This is a genomic window from Sporosarcina sp. P18a (assembly GCF_002743135.1).
Classification (GTDB): domain Bacteria; phylum Bacillota; class Bacilli; order Bacillales_A; family Planococcaceae; genus Sporosarcina.
In genome coordinates this window covers 256,174-271,699 of the sequence record NZ_PDYQ01000001.1, presented here as the reverse complement: position 1 = coordinate 271,699, position 15,526 = coordinate 256,174, and the positions used below count along the sequence as shown (strand labels likewise).

At 40.6% G+C, this 15,526-nt stretch carries 16 protein-coding genes and 1 other annotated feature (1 of these 17 cut by a window edge); of the genes, 3 read left to right on the top strand and 13 right to left on the bottom strand.

What is annotated here, in order from left to right:
• Nucleotides 1–33 precede the first annotated feature (33 nt).
• Both CSV75_RS01325 and CSV75_RS01320 read right to left on the bottom strand, forming a co-directional pair.
• Complete coding sequence (locus tag CSV75_RS01325) at nt 34–930, bottom strand: phosphate ABC transporter substrate-binding protein PstS family protein (RefSeq protein ID WP_099674418.1); 897 nt, start codon at nt 928–930, stop codon at nt 34–36.
• A gap of 210 nt (nt 931–1,140) precedes the next feature.
• A complete protein-coding gene (locus CSV75_RS01320) occupies nt 1,141–1,845 on the bottom strand; it encodes a response regulator transcription factor (protein WP_099674417.1) in 705 nt (234 codons plus the stop codon).
• A 279-nt stretch (nt 1,846–2,124) separates the two neighbouring features.
• Between CSV75_RS01320 and CSV75_RS01315 the strand changes: the two genes are divergently transcribed.
• Complete coding sequence (locus tag CSV75_RS01315) at nt 2,125–3,153, top strand: NADP-dependent oxidoreductase (RefSeq protein ID WP_233191561.1); 1,029 nt, start codon at nt 2,125–2,127, stop codon at nt 3,151–3,153.
• A 118-nt stretch (nt 3,154–3,271) separates the two neighbouring features.
• Here CSV75_RS01315 and CSV75_RS01310 read toward each other — a convergent pair whose 3' ends face one another.
• Nucleotides 3,272–4,255 (bottom strand): NAD(P)/FAD-dependent oxidoreductase, encoded by a 984-nt coding sequence (locus CSV75_RS01310; RefSeq protein ID WP_099636458.1) that lies wholly within the window; start codon nt 4,253–4,255, stop codon nt 3,272–3,274.
• 110 nt (nt 4,256–4,365) lie between these two features.
• The gene (locus tag CSV75_RS01305) at nt 4,366–4,653 is read right to left on the bottom strand and encodes a DUF6509 family protein (protein ID WP_099636457.1); all 288 of its coding nucleotides are present in this window, start codon (nt 4,651–4,653) and stop codon (nt 4,366–4,368) included.
• 168 nt (nt 4,654–4,821) lie between these two features.
• Here CSV75_RS01305 and CSV75_RS01300 point away from each other — a divergent pair, with 168 nt between their 5' ends.
• Entirely contained in the window at nt 4,822–6,513 is a 1,692-nt protein-coding gene (locus tag CSV75_RS01300; RefSeq protein WP_099674416.1) for a M3 family oligoendopeptidase, read from the top strand.
• 180 nt (nt 6,514–6,693) lie between these two features.
• On the opposite strand, the gene CSV75_RS01295 is transcribed toward CSV75_RS01300, so the two are convergent.
• The 4 genes from CSV75_RS01295 to CSV75_RS01280 all read right to left on the bottom strand — a co-directional run bounded on the left by CSV75_RS01295 (nt 6,694) and on the right by CSV75_RS01280 (nt 10,719).
• On the bottom strand, nt 6,694–8,373 hold the full coding sequence (locus tag CSV75_RS01295; RefSeq protein ID WP_099674415.1) for a formate--tetrahydrofolate ligase: 1,680 nt from the start codon (nt 8,371–8,373) through the stop codon (nt 6,694–6,696).
• 34 nt (nt 8,374–8,407) lie between these two features.
• Complete coding sequence (locus CSV75_RS01290) at nt 8,408–9,391, bottom strand: zinc-binding dehydrogenase (protein WP_099674414.1); 984 nt, start codon at nt 9,389–9,391, stop codon at nt 8,408–8,410.
• A 231-nt stretch (nt 9,392–9,622) separates the two neighbouring features.
• Nucleotides 9,623–10,111: a helix-turn-helix domain-containing protein gene (locus tag CSV75_RS01285; RefSeq protein ID WP_051210452.1), complete on the bottom strand. Its 489-nt coding sequence runs from the start codon at nt 10,109–10,111 to the stop codon at nt 9,623–9,625.
• A gap of 122 nt (nt 10,112–10,233) precedes the next feature.
• Nucleotides 10,234–10,719 (bottom strand): dUTP diphosphatase, encoded by a 486-nt coding sequence (locus CSV75_RS01280; protein WP_099629677.1) that lies wholly within the window; start codon nt 10,717–10,719, stop codon nt 10,234–10,236.
• A 93-nt stretch (nt 10,720–10,812) separates the two neighbouring features.
• On the opposite strand from CSV75_RS01280, the gene CSV75_RS01275 reads away from it, so the two are divergent.
• Nucleotides 10,813–11,193, top strand: a complete 381-nt coding sequence (locus tag CSV75_RS01275) for a sigma-w pathway protein ysdB (RefSeq protein ID WP_099674413.1) — start codon at nt 10,813–10,815, stop codon at nt 11,191–11,193.
• 41 nt (nt 11,194–11,234) lie between these two features.
• On the opposite strand, the gene CSV75_RS01270 is transcribed toward CSV75_RS01275, so the two are convergent.
• From CSV75_RS01270 to thrS, 5 genes are all read right to left on the bottom strand, one after another.
• Complete coding sequence (locus CSV75_RS01270) at nt 11,235–11,525, bottom strand: DUF1294 domain-containing protein (protein WP_099675309.1); 291 nt, start codon at nt 11,523–11,525, stop codon at nt 11,235–11,237.
• A 79-nt stretch (nt 11,526–11,604) separates the two neighbouring features.
• Complete coding sequence (rplT, locus tag CSV75_RS01265; protein WP_085131190.1) at nt 11,605–11,964, bottom strand: 50S ribosomal protein L20; 360 nt, start codon at nt 11,962–11,964, stop codon at nt 11,605–11,607.
• 42 nt (nt 11,965–12,006) lie between these two features.
• On the bottom strand, nt 12,007–12,207 hold the full coding sequence (gene rpmI / locus CSV75_RS01260) for a 50S ribosomal protein L35 (protein ID WP_099629674.1): 201 nt from the start codon (nt 12,205–12,207) through the stop codon (nt 12,007–12,009).
• A 26-nt stretch (nt 12,208–12,233) separates the two neighbouring features.
• The gene (gene infC, locus CSV75_RS01255) at nt 12,234–12,788 is read right to left on the bottom strand and encodes a translation initiation factor IF-3 (protein ID WP_099629673.1); all 555 of its coding nucleotides are present in this window, start codon (nt 12,786–12,788) and stop codon (nt 12,234–12,236) included.
• Nucleotides 12,789–13,419: 631 nt separating this feature from the next.
• On the bottom strand, nt 13,420–15,354 hold the full coding sequence (gene thrS, locus CSV75_RS01250) for a threonine--tRNA ligase (protein ID WP_099674412.1): 1,935 nt from the start codon (nt 15,352–15,354) through the stop codon (nt 13,420–13,422).
• 46 nt (nt 15,355–15,400) lie between these two features.
• Nucleotides 15,401–15,526, bottom strand: a binding site (T-box leader); it runs 105 nt beyond the window's last position.

The following is a 15,526-nucleotide window of genomic DNA, read 5'->3' as shown; positions in this document are numbered from 1 at the left end:
CCTTTCGAGATAGGAGGAATTTACACGTTTCTATCATTTTTTCGTAACAGTTCCTTCCGCATCTCGCTCTACTTGCATCCCCGTTACCGGTAAGTAGTCCATTTCGGGAAGTATAGTTTCCTGTACCTCATCGGAAAGTATATAATCGATCAAGTCTTTTGCGAGACCCTTTGCTTCCCCATTTGTATACATATGCTGGTAAGCCCAAATTTCCCATTTATTTGATTCAACATTTTCTTGGTTTGGCGTCACGCCATTAACCCGTAGAGCTGTAGTCGTTTCATCGAAGTAAGAAAATGCTAAGTAGCTGATTGCTCCCGGCGTTTCACTGACAATTTTTCTTACCGTACCCGAAGAATCTTGTTCTTGTGCCTCGAGTGGTTGTTTTCCTTGCAATACTAATGCTTCAAAAGTAGCGCGTGTTCCGGATCCTTTTGCACGGTTGATCACCATTATTTCTTGATCCACCCCGCCAAGCTCTTTCCAGTTTGTGATTTCTCCTGTAAAGATTCCAATCAATTCTTCAGTCGTAACATCTTCTACACCCGTTTCTGGATGACTTACTGGACCCATTCCAACCACCGCAACTTTATGGTCGACTAAGCTACCCGCGTCCACGCCTTCTTTTTCTTCCGCGAATATATCCGAGTTTCCAATATCTACTGCCCCTTCGCTAATTTTACTTAACCCAGTACCGCTTCCTCCACCTTGGACATTTATAACCGAGCCTGGATTTTTTAACGCAAACTGCTGTGCTGCAGCTTCAACTAAAGGTTGTAGTGCACTAGACCCTACTGCTGTGATGGGTTCAGTTTGTTGTTTGGCTTCTTCCTTTTCATCATCACTTGCTTTCGGACTACTACAAGCTGCGATCACCCACGTACAAAGTAAAACAAATGCCAATACAGTTATTCGATTACGTTTCCTCATCACTGTGCCCCCTAAGATATTTCGTTTAAGTAGTAACTTTCTACTGCTTCTTTACTATAAACAATGAATATTAAAGGCTGATGGATGAAACGTAAAGGTTGTGTAAAGGTTGTGTGTAGAAAGATCATTCCCTGGATCTCTGTAATATAAAAAGCCAAAGACACAACCCTGTATGGATTCGTCTTCAGCCTTCGTATGTATCTAAAATATTCAGTTTATCTCTTCTTCAAATTTATAACCAAATCCTCTGACAGTCTTAATATAGACCGGACTTTTTGTATCTCGTTCAATTTTCTCCCTAAGGTGACTAATATGAACATCTACGATACGAGAATCTCCAGTGTAGTCATAATTCCATATCGCATTTAGCAACTGCTCACGGTGTAGTACTTTACCTGAATGTCGCATTAAGTATAAAAGTAGTTCAAATTCTTTTGGAGTCAATTCTAAAGGGCTTCCATCCAAAAAGGCTTCAATTCGATCTGGATAAACTAGTAAACGTCCATGACTTAGTTCCGTTCCCAGTTCTTTTTCTTGTGTAGAATTCTGTAACTCAATTCTGCGCAAGATGGCTTTCACACGCGCAAGCACCTCTCGTGGACTAAATGGTTTTGTTAGGTAGTCATCTGCTCCAAGTTCGAGCCCAAGCACTTTATCAAATTCATCGCCCTTCGCCGTCAACATTAAAATAGGTGTATGAATTTTTTCCTGACGAAGTTTCTTGCATACGTCCATGCCATCCATGCCAGGTAGCATAATATCGAGCAACAATAAATCTGGTTCTTCGGAAAGCGTCATAGAAATTGCTGCATTGCCATCTCGTGCTATGCAAACGGTGTATCCTGCCTGCTCCAAGTTGTATTGCAAAAGAGTAGCTATCGATTGTTCATCTTCCACAACCAAAACCTTTTTCATCTGGTTAGCTCCTTTACGACTAGTTCATTAATTTTTCAGAAAGTCTACGTCTCTACTCTACTTTGACGTCAAGAAAATGTCCACTCAAATCAATAATTGTTCTATATAGTTGGTGATATATTCAAATGAAAAAACTTGATCTGTTGCTATATAGAAGGTTGAAATTTTCTTCTTAGTGCAATTGATTGACATCAGTACTGCATCCTAGTACCCTTAAACTTAAGCTTACTTTTAGTTAGTTTAACAGTTGAAATATACATGAAAACAGGAGGAATTACTATGACACTAGAGATGCAAAGAGAAATTCATTTAGCTAACAGACCAAAAGGCTTGCCTACTATGGACACTTTCAATTTTGTGGAAAAGCCTATGCCTCAACTAAAAGATCATGAAGTTCTGGTTCGTACGCTATATGTATCAGTTGACCCATACATGCGAGGAAGAATGATAGATGCAAAATCTTATATCCCCCCATTTAAACTAGATGAAGTGATTGCCGGTGGAGTCGTTGGCGAAGTCACGAAATCTACTTCTGATTCATTTAAAGCTGGAGATGTTGTTGTGGGTAACTTGAATTGGGCAGAATATACGGCCGCTTCCGAGAAAGAAGTTCGTAAAATCGATCCCAACATTGCCCCCATTTCTACACATTTAGGGATCCTTGGCATGACAGGTCTCACTGCATACTTCGGGTTACTTGATATCGGTAAACCACAACCAGGTGAAACAGTCGTCGTTTCTGGTGCCGCTGGCGCAGTCGGTTCGGCAGTAGGCCAAATCGCCAAAATGAAAGGTGCCAAAGTGATAGGAATTGCAGGTTCACAAGAAAAGATCGAGTACTTAAAAAATGAGCTCGGCTTTGATGAGGCAGTCAATTATAAACTGGATAGCTTTAAAGAAGACTTGGCCAAAGCTGCAACTGACGGTGTGGATGTCTATTTTGACAATGTCGGTGGCGATGTGACAGATGCAGTCTTTACATTACTAAATAAACATGCGCGAATTGCACTATGCGGTGCTATTTCATCTTACAATAAAGAACAACAAGACATCGGTCCGCGTCTTCAAACTATGATGATCAAAACAAGCGCTTTGATGAAAGGCTTTACCGTAGGAGATTATGCAGCAGACTTCGCTACTGCATCAGCTGATTTAAGTAAATGGCTATCAGAAGGCAAGCTGAAGTATGAAGAAACCATCGTTGAAGGCTTCGACAATATTCCAGATGCGTTTCTTGGTTTATTCGATGGAAGCAATGTAGGTAAACAACTGGTCAAGGTCGCTGATTATAAAACAACGAAACACTAACCAGGTCGCAATGATAAAAGGCTATCCCGAGAAATTCTCAGGATAGCCTTTTATATTACTGGCATAAAAAACATCTTGTACAGTGAAAAACTTTCCATACAAGGCGCAGACTATTTTATTAACCGAATACGCTCGTACTGTGCAACGGTTGTACTTTTGCTTTTGGATCTATGAATGCTTTCGCGTGGCTGATTGCAACTGGTGCTTCACCCATACCTACCGCAATCAATTTCACTTTGCCATCGTATGTTGTGACGTCACCAGCAGCATAAATGCCTTCGATATTCGTCTCCATGCGAGAGTTCACTTTAATAGAATTACGATCCATTTCTAAACCCCAGTCTTTCAATGGGCCAAGTGAAGAAATATTGCCGTAATTGACTACAACATGATCGAATGTGAGTTCTTTCACGCTACCGTCTTTTTCCTTTAGAATGACTTTATCCAACGTGTCTCCATCGCCATGTAACTCACTTATAGCGTGTGATGTTAAAACATTCACACTAGATTCGTGTAGTTGATTGACACTTGTTTCATGCGCAGTAAAACGTTCTCTACGGTGAACTAGTGTTACCTCACTTGCGATATCTTCAAGCATCAATGCCCAGTCCAGTGCAGAGTCTCCCCCGCCACACACACAGATATTCTGATCTTTAAACATGGACAAGTCTTTAATACCGTAATGCAATGTTTTGCCTTCAAAAGTTGGTTCTTCTTTCAAACCGATTTTACGTGGTTGAAAAGCCCCGATTCCTGCGGTCAATAATATGGTCCGTGTCAAATGTTGTCCTTTGTCTGTCGTTAAAACAAAGTGATCATCCTTCTTTTCGAAGGACAATGCTGCTTCCCCTAAACAAATTTCAGGTTTTGCATAATGCGCTTGCGTCACTAAGTTTGCCACTAAATCCTTTGCTAAAACTTTAGGGAATCCGCCAACATCATAAATGTATTTATCAGGATATAGCTCGATCAACTGGCCGCCAAGCTGTGGTAAACTATCGATAATTTTGACAGACATCTCCCGCATACCCGCGTAGAACGAAGAAAACAATCCAGTTGGGCCGCCGCCGATAATCGTAATATCCACTATTTCATGATTCATTTAAAACACTCCTATAATTAATTCTTTAATGATAAGCTATTGGGGTGTACCACTTATGTTTCACTGGTCTATTATCCCTTATTCTAAAGAGAATAACATCTAATTTGTATTTAGATTTCCGGAAAATGTTCATTGCAGTATTGCTCTGCTGATGCTTGTTCTTCTTCGTCCCATTCCACGTCGAATGGGCTTTCCGTTGCCAATTCATAAAATTGGTACGTAAGCATCTTTCGCTCGCCATCCTTCACAGAATATAGCATACGTAAGCCAGTACCCTCTTCATTAAACAGTTCATCTTCTTCATCTAACTTAACTGTCAAAAGAAATTCGTAGCGCTGACCATCGATTATACCTGTTGGATCCACCAGTTCTTGTACTTTACCATTTACTATTTGCATTCAATTTCTCCTTCTTCCCGCTCACTTAGAGTTTACTCTCTCTATCCTACATCATTTCATAAGATTGTGGCAATTTATGAACGTCACTTTCGATAAATAGTTTGCTTTTCTTTACTGGTTGCTAGAAAATGGAGGGATAGTCACACTATACGAACTAGGAGGAGTGCAATGCTTACTTTTGAAGAGTATGAGTATACACGCCCGGATATCGAAAAACTACAAACAGAATTCAAGACTGCACTTGAACAGTTTAAGCAAGCAAACTCATTTGATGATCAAGCTGAAATAATGGAGCATTTAAACATGTTGACGAGTGATTTTAGTACGGCGGAAAATATCATGTATATCCGTTCTTCAATTGATACGAATGATAGCTTTTATCAAGATGAACGGGATTATTTTGATGTGATTGGGCCTCAATTTCAAGCCTTGCAAAGCGATTATTACCAAGCTGTAATCTCTACGCCTTTCCGAGCACAATTAGAAGATAAATGGGGGCCACAGCTATTTAAGCTTGCGGAGAATGCCATTCATTCGTATTCAGATGAAGTCTTGCCTCTTTTACAACGAGAAAACCAATTAGTTTCCGAGTACTCGAACCTCGTAGCTTCAGCACAAATCGAGTTTCACGGCAAAACGCTGACATTGGCACAACTTGGACCATTTAAAGAGTCACTTGATCGCTCGGTTAGAAAAGATGCTATGAATGCCACTGCTGATTTCTATGCGTCAAATGAAGATCATTTCGATAGAATTTTTGATCGTCTCGTTGCCGTACGTCATGAAATCGCTACAACACTCGGATTTAAAACTTTTACAGAACTCGGATATATACGTATGGACCGGATTGGCTATGATGCACATATGATGAAACACTTCCGAGATCAGATTCGAACACATGTAGTACCATTGGCTGAGAAGATTCGTGGGATGCAAAGTCGGAGAATCGGGATCTCTCAAATGAAGTTTTATGATGAACCTTTGCATTACCCCGAGGGAAACCCTCAACCTAAAGGTTCTCCTGAATGGATTGTAGAAAATGGACAAAAAATGTATCAGGAGCTATCGCGTGAAACGGGACGCTTTTTTGATTATATGAAACGTAAAAACTTATTGGATTTGGTGGCGAAAAGAGGCAAAGAAGCTGGCGGCTATTGTACATTTATAGATAATTATGATTCCCCGTTCATCTTCTCTAATTTTAATGGAACTTCAAGTGATATTGACGTTTTGACGCATGAAGCAGGCCATGCATTCCAAGTCTATTCGAGTCGTTCAATTGGCATCCCGGAATACATTTGGCCAACGACTGAAGCAGCAGAAATTCATTCGATGAGTATGGAGTTTTTCACTTGGTACTGGATGGATCGCTTTTTTGGAAGCGATGCAGATCGTTATCGTTATGCACACTTACTTGAAAGTGTATTGTTTTTACCTTATGGAGTTGCGGTGGATGAGTTTCAGCAACGCATCTATGACAATCCTGACATGACACCAAGTGAACGTAAAGCAGTATGGAAAGATATCGAAACCATTTATTTACCTAATCGGGATTATGATGGACATCCCTATTTAGAACAAGGCGGTTTTTGGCAGAGACAAGGTCATATCTATGAAGCGCCGTTTTATTATATTGATTATGCTTTGGCGCAAATTTGTGCGCTTCAATTTTGGCAACGATCTTTACATGATTTCGACGAAGCATGGACAGATTATTTGGCACTGTGTCAATTGGGCGGAAGTAAATCATTTTTAGAACTCGTTACAACGGCCCACTTAAGATCTCCATTCGAAGATGGAACGGTTGAATCGATAATGGATTTCATTGGCGAATGGCTTGTTGATCATCAGATTTCTTGATTTTATAGGAACACAAAAGGATGTACAGAATGTCCTGTTGACGACTTTCTGTACATCCTTTTTATGATCCGACCGAGTGGTATTAAGAATATTGATCATTTCTTTTACTTACCTACTTTTACCAAAAAACAAAAAGCCGTTTTGGCTCTTTGCTCATCATTTCACTGCTCTAGTTAGAAATTACATTAACCCTTTGGCATTACCGGCCGAATCGACATCCATATTGAGCGCTGCTGGATTTTTTGGTAAACCAGGCATAGTCATAATGTCGCCTGTCAGACAAACTAAGAAACCTGCTCCAAGTTTCGGTAAGATATTGCGGATTGTGATTGAAAAGTCTGTTGGACGTCCTATTTTTTTTGGATCATCGGAAAACGAATACTGGGTCTTTGCCATACAGACCGGTAACAAATCCCAGCCATTCTTTTTGATTTCGGCTAAATCTTTCTTTGCCTGATCGGTAAATAAAATGCCCGTACCACCATATACCTTTTGAACAATCGCTGTGAGTTTTTCTTCTACGGATTGCTCTACTTCATAAATCGGCGCGAAATTATTTGGCTCTTCCATCACTTTCAGGACTTCTTTCGCCAATGCCTCACCGCCCGCTCCGCCATCTTGCCACACATCGGTTAAAGCGATTTTCACGTTATTATCCTGACACCACTTCTGTACTTTCTGTAATTCACTATCAGAGTCCAGAACGAAACGATTGAGCGCGACCACAGGTTGTACGCCGAACGACAGAATGGTCTCAATATGTTTTTGTAAGTTAACTAAACCATTTTCTACAGCTTGACTATTCTCTACTTTTAAATCCTGTTTCGCAACTCCACCATGCATTTTGAGCGCACGAATTGTTGTTACAAGAACGACTGCATCCGGCTGGAATTTACCGATGCGCGCTTTGATATCCATAAATTTCTCTGCACCTAAATCTGATCCAAATCCTGCTTCTGTCACGACATAGTCCGCCAGATTACGCGCTGTGTTCGTTGCAATCAACGAGTTACACCCATGGGCAATATTTGCAAACGGTCCACCGTGAATGAAAGCTGGTGTGCCTTCGATCGTTTGAACGAGATTTGGTTTGAATGCATCTTTTAGAAGAAGCGTCAATGCCCCCTCTACGCCTAAATCACGCACAGTCACAGCTTCTTTTTCATACGTATAGCCGATCACCATTTCGGACAAGCGCTCTTTTAGGTCTTGTAAACTAGTCGCCAGACAGAATACGGCCATGATTTCGGATGCTACTGTAATATCAAAACCATCTTCACGTGGTACGCCTTGCGCTGGTCCACCCAAACCAATCGTCACATGGCGGAGCGCACGGTCATTCATATCCATGACACGTTTCCACGTAATACGACGGGGATCGATATTTAGCACATTGCCCTGATGCAAATGGTTATCGATCATAGCGCTCAACGCGTTATTAACCGTTGTAATGGCATGAAGGTCTCCAGTAAAGTGCAAATTGATGTCTTCCATAGGCAGAACTTGGGAGAAGCCGCCACCCGTTGCTCCACCTTTGATACCCATTACGGGTCCTAATGAAGGTTCACGCAATGCAATCATAGTTTTCTTACCTAAACGAGAAAGCGCATCACCAAGACCCACTGTCACTGTCGATTTTCCTTCTCCAGCTGGTGTTGGACTTGTAGCCGTTACGAGTACGATCTTTGCTTGTGAAGTTTTTTTGGGAATAAGGTCTACATTAATTTTTGCTTTATATTTACCATATAGCTCCAATGCATCCAAGGGAATTCCTGCTTTGGTTGCTATGTCTTCAATTGGTTGCATAATTGCTTTTGAAGCGATTTCCAGGTCTGTCAGTGTCTTTACTTCTTTCGTCACTACTTCCACTGCCTTTCTATACAGGGTATATGGTTTATTTTGAAATGGCTAAAACGATTTTACCGAATTGTACACTGTCATCCAGCCTAGTAAATGCCTCACTTGCTTTTTCAAGAGGAATCACTGAATCAATAACAGGATGGATTTGATGCTCTTCAACTAACGCTAACATATCGCGTAATTCTTCACGACTTCCCATCGTAGTGCCAAGTAACGAATACTGACCGTAAAAGAATTCACGTAAGTTCAGTTCGACGGTATCTTCTGTCGTTGCACCAAATACTACGATCCGACCACCTTTTTTTAGAATTTCAAGAGAACGATTGAATGTTGCCCTTCCCACACTCTCAATCACAAGATCCACACGTTCATCTTGTAGTTCTGTTGGCCAATCACTATTCGTATCAATCGCTATATCTGCACCGATTTTCATTGCGTGATTTCTTTTTTCCTCACTTCTTGAGGACACGATGACACGCGCTCCCATTTTCTTTGCAAATTGAATCATATAGGTCGCGACTCCACTTCCTGCTCCAGGAATAAAGACGGTTTGCCCTTCTTCTATACGCCCCCTCGTCACTAGTGCACGATAACCTGTAAGTCCGGCTAGGGCGATAACTGCAGATTCATTCCATGTGAGATGTGATGGCTTTTTCTCTAGCTGTTCTGAAGATATGCAAATCTTCTCAGCAAACGTGCCATGATCCGGCATACCTAAAATATCAAACTCAACTGGAGGCGCATCGCTTTCTTCGAACCATCGAAGGGATGGATTAATAATTACTTCGTCTCCTATGTTCCAACCGGTTACACCTTCTCCGATTGATTCAATCGTGCCTGCGCCGTCTGATCCCATTACCAATGGTTCTTTAGCATCTCCACGTCGTTTCGGTATAGCAGTATCACGTCGATTAAGTCCTGCTGTTTTCAATGCGACAATTACTTCACCATTTCCAGCTGAGGGATTGGCGATATCTGTATAGTGGAGCTCACCATTTTCATGAACGAATGCTTTCAATCAACTCATCCTCCTTGGGTTTATCTACGACTCTATCATAACGTATTTCATTCTATTTTCCTACATTTCACGCTATTTGATTATTCATTATTTTGTAATATAGGAAATGGCTGACATGGAATCTGGGAAGGGATTTCTGTTTCGATCGGATGCTTCCATTTCCTCATTCTGCTTATCATATAAAAAAAAACGATGTCCCTCGAAGTATAATCACTTCAAGGGACATCGTTTTTATAGTGTGCGTCTTTTGTATTTAGCTAGCTCGAGCAATTCTAGTACATCTTTCTTAGGAAGACGGATAGCCAACTCCATCAGCTCTTTCTCAGCTGATCGACGTCCTTTTCCGCTACGATACTTCTCTTTATTCACTGCATCGATTTCTGCATATAGCTCATCAATTTCTGTTGGCCATTTACCAGAGGATTCGACATTCATCGTTTCACGAAGACGATCATAAAGTGATTCTACTGTATTACCTGTCGCTTTGAAATATGGAGTAAATGTTACCTCACCCATAATCAATTCATCGGTAGAAACAGAAAAACGCTCTGAAATTTTAGCGATCCATGCAGCGGATGGTGCGTTCTTACCGCGCTCCCAATCTTTAATTCGACTAGCTGATGTGCCAATTGCCGCTCCAAATGCCATCATCGATAGTCCTCGACGTTCTCTCAGTGCCTTTAAACGCAGTCCAAAATCATCCTTACTCCATTCGTTCAACGAAATACCCCCTGTATGACCTATAGTGTATTAATTTTATTATCAAAACAGTCTTTTTGTCAATTTATTTATTTATGAAACTTTTACTATAGTTAAAATGGCAGTGAAGCTAATGATACCGCTCAGTATCCACTTCTTTGACGTGCGTAGTTTTCTTCATTTTTATCTATATATGCTTGAATAATTTGTTCTTCAGTAAAACCGAGCGTATTCGCAAGCGCTCCGTAGTTTACCCAGATTTTTTTATAATCTTCAAATGCTAATGAATCCAAGAATGCATAAATAGATTGACCTGTTTGAATAAACTGCTGTGTCAAATTTTGATCTTTCGTATCACTTGCCGGCCATTCTTCCAATCCATCAAAGCCTTTTTCAATTCCTAAAGATAATAAGAAATGAATAGAATCCACATACTCTTCTAAAATAACGCTGTCAGCTGAAGGACCTTTCGTGCTCCAGAATTTAAAACAACGCGTTTCGTTAGCCAACTCAGAAAGTTCGACTAATAATGCCAAACCTCTTTCAGTAAATGTTTCATTCGTTTGATGATTTTTTTGAATATATGTATCGAGCGCTCTTTGCATTTCAAATAGTTGATGTAATTTCAATTAAATTTCCTCCACCATTTCGCTAGTAAATGAAACCTTTTCCCATACTCATCCGTATAGTACAGTACTATATCGTTTGCAGGAGCTGATTTCATGATTTTATTGATCCGCGTCTTCATTATAGCATTGGTTATTTATTTGTTTTATGCCGGCATTCGCTATTTAACAGATGCTAAGCGAAAGCTGGATGAAGCGTATGAAAAAGAACAATATTATTTTTATGACGATGTGAAAAATATCCGTAAAAACTTCTTTATTACGTATAAAGGTGCGATGTTTGAAGGTGAGAAATATCTAGGCACCACGACTGATTCTTTTGATGTTGTTTCCATTTTCATTTGGGTAAAAAATGAAGCGAAATTGCAAGGTATGACAAAAGAAGATTTTCATTTTCTTGAATCCGAAGTACGAACGAATTATCCCCATGCTGAGATCAATTGGAAGAACCCAATTGAACAATTAATGAAATCTTGATTGGATGGAAATAGCTAAGAAAAGCTATTTCCTTTTTTATATCAAAATGAAACGGTTGTTGGGAATTTCACGCCATATATCGCTAGTAGCAACACGATGTCGATCATCATTAGAAGTAGAAATCCAATGCGGAAATGGGTCTTTCTCGTTTTGTGATGAAAGAATTGCATGCCAACGTACGCACCTACTCCACCACCAAGCAGTGCCAATAACCATAGATTTCGTTCTGGTACACGTTGCTTTTTCTTTTTAGCTTGTCTTTTATCGTACCCCATCGCCAAAAACGCCCAGAGTGACAGGATGACCATATAAATCAATAGAGTTTGTGCCATTTCAGCCATTCCTCCATACGAAAAAAATCCACCTTCATTTCCATATAAGAATGAAAACGAAAGTGGATTTTGGTTCATCTTATTTTGCTACAGATTTTTTTGCTGTCTCTGCAAGTTGTGCAAATGCTGATGCATCTGTCACTGCAAGTTCTGCAAGCATCTTACGGTTAACATCGATGCCAGCTACTTTCAAGCCGTGCATTAATGTGCTGTATGAAATACCATTCACACGAGCAGCCGCGTTGATACGTGTAATCCATAGTCTACGGAAATCACGTTTTTTGTTACGACGGTCACGGTAAGCATAGTTATAAGATTTCATTACCTGTTGGTTTGCTACCTTATAAAGTCTATGTTTTGAACCAAAATAACCTTTTGCTAATTTCAATACCTTTTTATGACGCTTGCGCGTTACTGTTCCACCTTTTACGCGTGGCATAGTGCATTACCTCCTGCTTATCCTTTAAGTGTGTGTTCGGTCTTACTTCATGTATGTGAGCATTTCGCGAATACGCTTGTAATCGCCTGAAGAAACTAGTGAAGACTTACGTAAGTGACGCTTAGCCTTCGTAGATTTGTTAGCAAATAGGTGACTTGTGTAAGCACGGCCACGTTTTAATTTACCAGTTCCAGTTCTTTTGAAACGTTTCGCGGAACCGCGGTGAGTTTTCATTTTTGGCATGTTCTGTTCCTCCTAAATTGTTCGTGTTACTGTTTTTCGGCAAGTGGGGCAAGTATTAAGAACATGCTCCGACCTTCCATTTTTGGTTTAACTTCAACAGTTGCGACTTCTTTGCAAGCTTCTGCAAAGCGATCAAGAACTCGTTGGCCAATTTCTTTGTGCGTAATTGCACGGCCGCGGAAACGAATCGAAGCTTTCACCTTATCCCCATTTTCCAGGAACTTGATTCCGTTACGAAGTTTCGTTTGGAAATCATGCTCATCGATTGTAGGGCTAAGTCGAACTTCTTTTACGTTGATGATCTTTTGATTCTTACGTACTTCACGCTCTTTCTTTTGCTGTTCGAACTTGAACTTTCCATGGTCCATAACACGAGCTACTGGGGGCTTCGCTTGTGGAGCAACAAGAACTAGGTCCAGGTTTGCTTGAGCAGCAATTTCTAAAGCTTCATTACGTGTTTTGATACCGAGTTGTTCGCCGTTGTGATCGATTAATCGCAACTCACGTGCTCTGATACCATCATTTACGTACATGTCTTTGCTAATAGTAATCCACCTCCGAATATTGTCTCGTGAATACATGTTTTTGGTATATCGGAAATTCCGATTTCAAAGTCCCATAGGTCTATCCATTTTACAAAATAAAAAAAGTAGACAAATATGATTTGTCTACCCGCGTAAGTATACTATGTCAGTACACATAGATATAAACTTATTGTGCAAACCTGGCAACAACTTCATTGCGTCGAACAGGTGAGAAGCGGGTAGCCTCTTCTTATACCACAAACTGTATTCAGTTAACCTTATTAATAATATCATCTTTAGTATCTAGTGTCAATAACTCTGCATATCCCATTGTCGGATGCACAAGTTATGTTTGAATTAATTCAACTTTTTTAGTATAGCGCGTTATGGAGACTATTGCAACTACTATTTTTACTATTTTAGAAAAGTTGAATGAAAAATGACTTAACATCCACTTCGGTGTCTGCGGCTGGCTCCTGCATGTATCGCCAACCGCTTGTAAGACACCTTCGTTTAGTTAGTGGGAATACTTAACGTAATTAGTTACAGTTCAATAAAGTAGTTGATTGAACAGAAGGCGTAAACTTCCGACGGATCTGTTCAGCACGAGCACAAGAAAAAGCGTCTGATCGAAACGTGAATCCGCAATGCCTTGTCTTCATTCAATCTACCGACTTCATCTCGATCCTTAATCCTTCTTCACATCTTCCTTGATTAACGCTAGGAACGCGTCGAATGACATGCTTTCAGATTTCTGTTCGCCGTATTTACGAACATTGACTTCGCCAGCTTCCATTTCACGGTCTCCTAGTACAAGCATGTACGGAACCTTTTGTACTTGTGCTTCACGGATTTTATAACCAATCTTTTCGTCACGGCTGTCCACGTCTACTCGGAACCCAGCCAATGCCAATTTCTCTTTGATTTCCTCTGCATAATCAAAGTGAACGTCAGGCGATACTGGGATGAGTTCTACTTGAATCGGTGCTAACCATGTTGGGAAAGCTCCTTTGTATTCTTCAATTAAGAAGGCAACAAAACGTTCCATGGTTGACACAACACCTCTGTGAATGACGACTGGGCGATGTTGCTTACCATCTTCACCGATATACGTCAGGTCGAAGCGCTCAGGTAATAGGAAGTCAAGTTGCGCAGTAGAAAGAGTTTCTTCCATTCCAATCGCTGTTTTTACTTGTACATCCAATTTTGGACCGTAGAATGCTGCCTCGCCTTCTTCTTCTGTATACGGAAGCTCCAACTCATCCATTGCTTCTTTTAACATAGTTTGTGCACGTTCCCACATTTCATCGTCATCAAAATATTTCGTTGTATCTTCAGGATCACGATACGATAGACGGAATGAATAATCTTTAATATTAAAGTCTTTATATACTTCAATGATCAACCTAACGACACGTTTAAACTCTTCTTTAATCTGATCAGGACGCACGAAGATATGTGCATCATTCAATGTCATTCCGCGAACACGTTGAAGACCTGAAAGTGCACCGGACATTTCATAACGGTGCATCGTGCCAAGTTCCGCCAAACGAAGTGGCAAGTTACGATACGAATGAATGCCATTTTTATAAATCATCATGTGGTGAGGACAGTTCATTGGACGTAAAACGAGATCTTCGTTGTCCATACTCATTGTTGGGAACATGCCATCTTGATAGTGATCCCAGTGACCTGAAGTTTTGTAGAGTTCTACACTTCCAAGTACTGGAGTATAGACGTGCTGATAGCCTAGTCTTTCTTCTTTATCTACAATATAACGTTCTACTACGCGTCGAATTGTAGCGCCTTTAGGCAACCATAGTGGAAGACCTTGTCCAACTTTTTGTGAATTCGTGAAGAGATTCAGTTCTTTACCGATTTTACGGTGATCCCGTTCTTTCGCTTCTTCAAGCATACGCAAATGTTCTTTCAGCTCATCTTTTTTGAAGAAAGCTGTTCCGTAGATACGTTGAAGCATTTTGTTATCAGAGTTCCCTCTCCAATAAGCGCCTGCAATGCTTAACAGTTTAAATTCTTTCAGTTTACCTGTAGATGGGACGTGGATACCACGGCATAAGTCGAAAAATTCACCTTGTTCATAGATGGATACTTGTTGATCTTCAGGAATGGCTTCAAGAAGTTCCAATTTGTATTCATCATCAATTTCTTTGAAACGTTTTTCGGCTTCAGCACGGGATACATCGTGACGAATGATCGGCAAGTTTTCGCCAATGATGCGTTTCATTTCCTTTTCTAATTCGGGTAAGTCTTCTGCAGTGATCGGTGTAGGCGAATCGATATCATAATAGAATCCATTTTCGATAGTAGGTCCTATTCCTAGTTTCGCATCCGGGAATTTGCGTTTGACGGCTTGTGCCAAAAGGTGAGCCGTACTATGACGCAGAATTTCCAATGCTTCATCTGACGTTGGAGTAATGATACTAATATCTCCATCTGTATGAATTGGTGATTTCAAATCGATCAGTTGATCTCCAATTTTTCCCGCCAATGCGCTCTTACGCAATCCGGGACTGATGGAGCCCGCAATTTCTTCTGTTGTTACGCCATCCTCGAACTCTTTTACTGCACCATCTGGAAATGTTAAATGAATATTTTCTGGCATGTGTATGACTCCCTTTCTTTTTTTGAACGCAAAAAAGCCCCATCCCTAAAGGGACGAGGCTTGAGCTCGTGGTTCCACCCTTCTTCCTTCTATTCGCAAAAACACGAAAAGACCGAAGCTTTCGATCGGCTAACAGGCCGTTACCGTCACCAGCTACTACATTTCACTGATG

What these genes read in the sequence shown, in the direction of transcription:
- CSV75_RS01305 (WP_099636457.1), bottom strand. Translation starts at nt 4,653, where the DNA reads ATGCAAATAGTAAATGGTAAAGTACAAGAACTGGTGGATCCAACAGGT.
- rplT (WP_085131190.1), bottom strand. Translation starts at nt 11,964, where the DNA reads ATGCCACGCGTAAAAGGTGGAACAGTAACGCGCAAGCGTCATAAAAAG.
- thrS (WP_099674412.1), bottom strand. Translation starts at nt 15,354, where the DNA reads ATGCCAGAAAATATTCATTTAACATTTCCAGATGGTGCAGTAAAAGAG.
- CSV75_RS01315 (WP_233191561.1), top strand. Translation starts at nt 2,125, where the DNA reads ATGACACTAGAGATGCAAAGAGAAATTCATTTAGCTAACAGACCAAAA.
- CSV75_RS01300 (WP_099674416.1), top strand. Translation starts at nt 4,822, where the DNA reads ATGCTTACTTTTGAAGAGTATGAGTATACACGCCCGGATATCGAAAAA.
- rpmI (WP_099629674.1), bottom strand. Translation starts at nt 12,207, where the DNA reads ATGCCAAAAATGAAAACTCACCGCGGTTCCGCGAAACGTTTCAAAAGA.
- CSV75_RS01320 (WP_099674417.1), bottom strand. Translation starts at nt 1,845, where the DNA reads ATGAAAAAGGTTTTGGTTGTGGAAGATGAACAATCGATAGCTACTCTT.
- CSV75_RS01275 (WP_099674413.1), top strand. Translation starts at nt 10,813, where the DNA reads ATGATTTTATTGATCCGCGTCTTCATTATAGCATTGGTTATTTATTTG.
- CSV75_RS01325 (WP_099674418.1), bottom strand. Translation starts at nt 930, where the DNA reads ATGAGGAAACGTAATCGAATAACTGTATTGGCATTTGTTTTACTTTGT.
- CSV75_RS01270 (WP_099675309.1), bottom strand. Translation starts at nt 11,525, where the DNA reads ATGGCACAAACTCTATTGATTTATATGGTCATCCTGTCACTCTGGGCG.
- CSV75_RS01310 (WP_099636458.1), bottom strand. Translation starts at nt 4,255, where the DNA reads ATGAATCATGAAATAGTGGATATTACGATTATCGGCGGCGGCCCAACT.
- infC (WP_099629673.1), bottom strand. Translation starts at nt 12,788, where the DNA reads ATGTATTCACGAGACAATATTCGGAGGTGGATTACTATTAGCAAAGAC.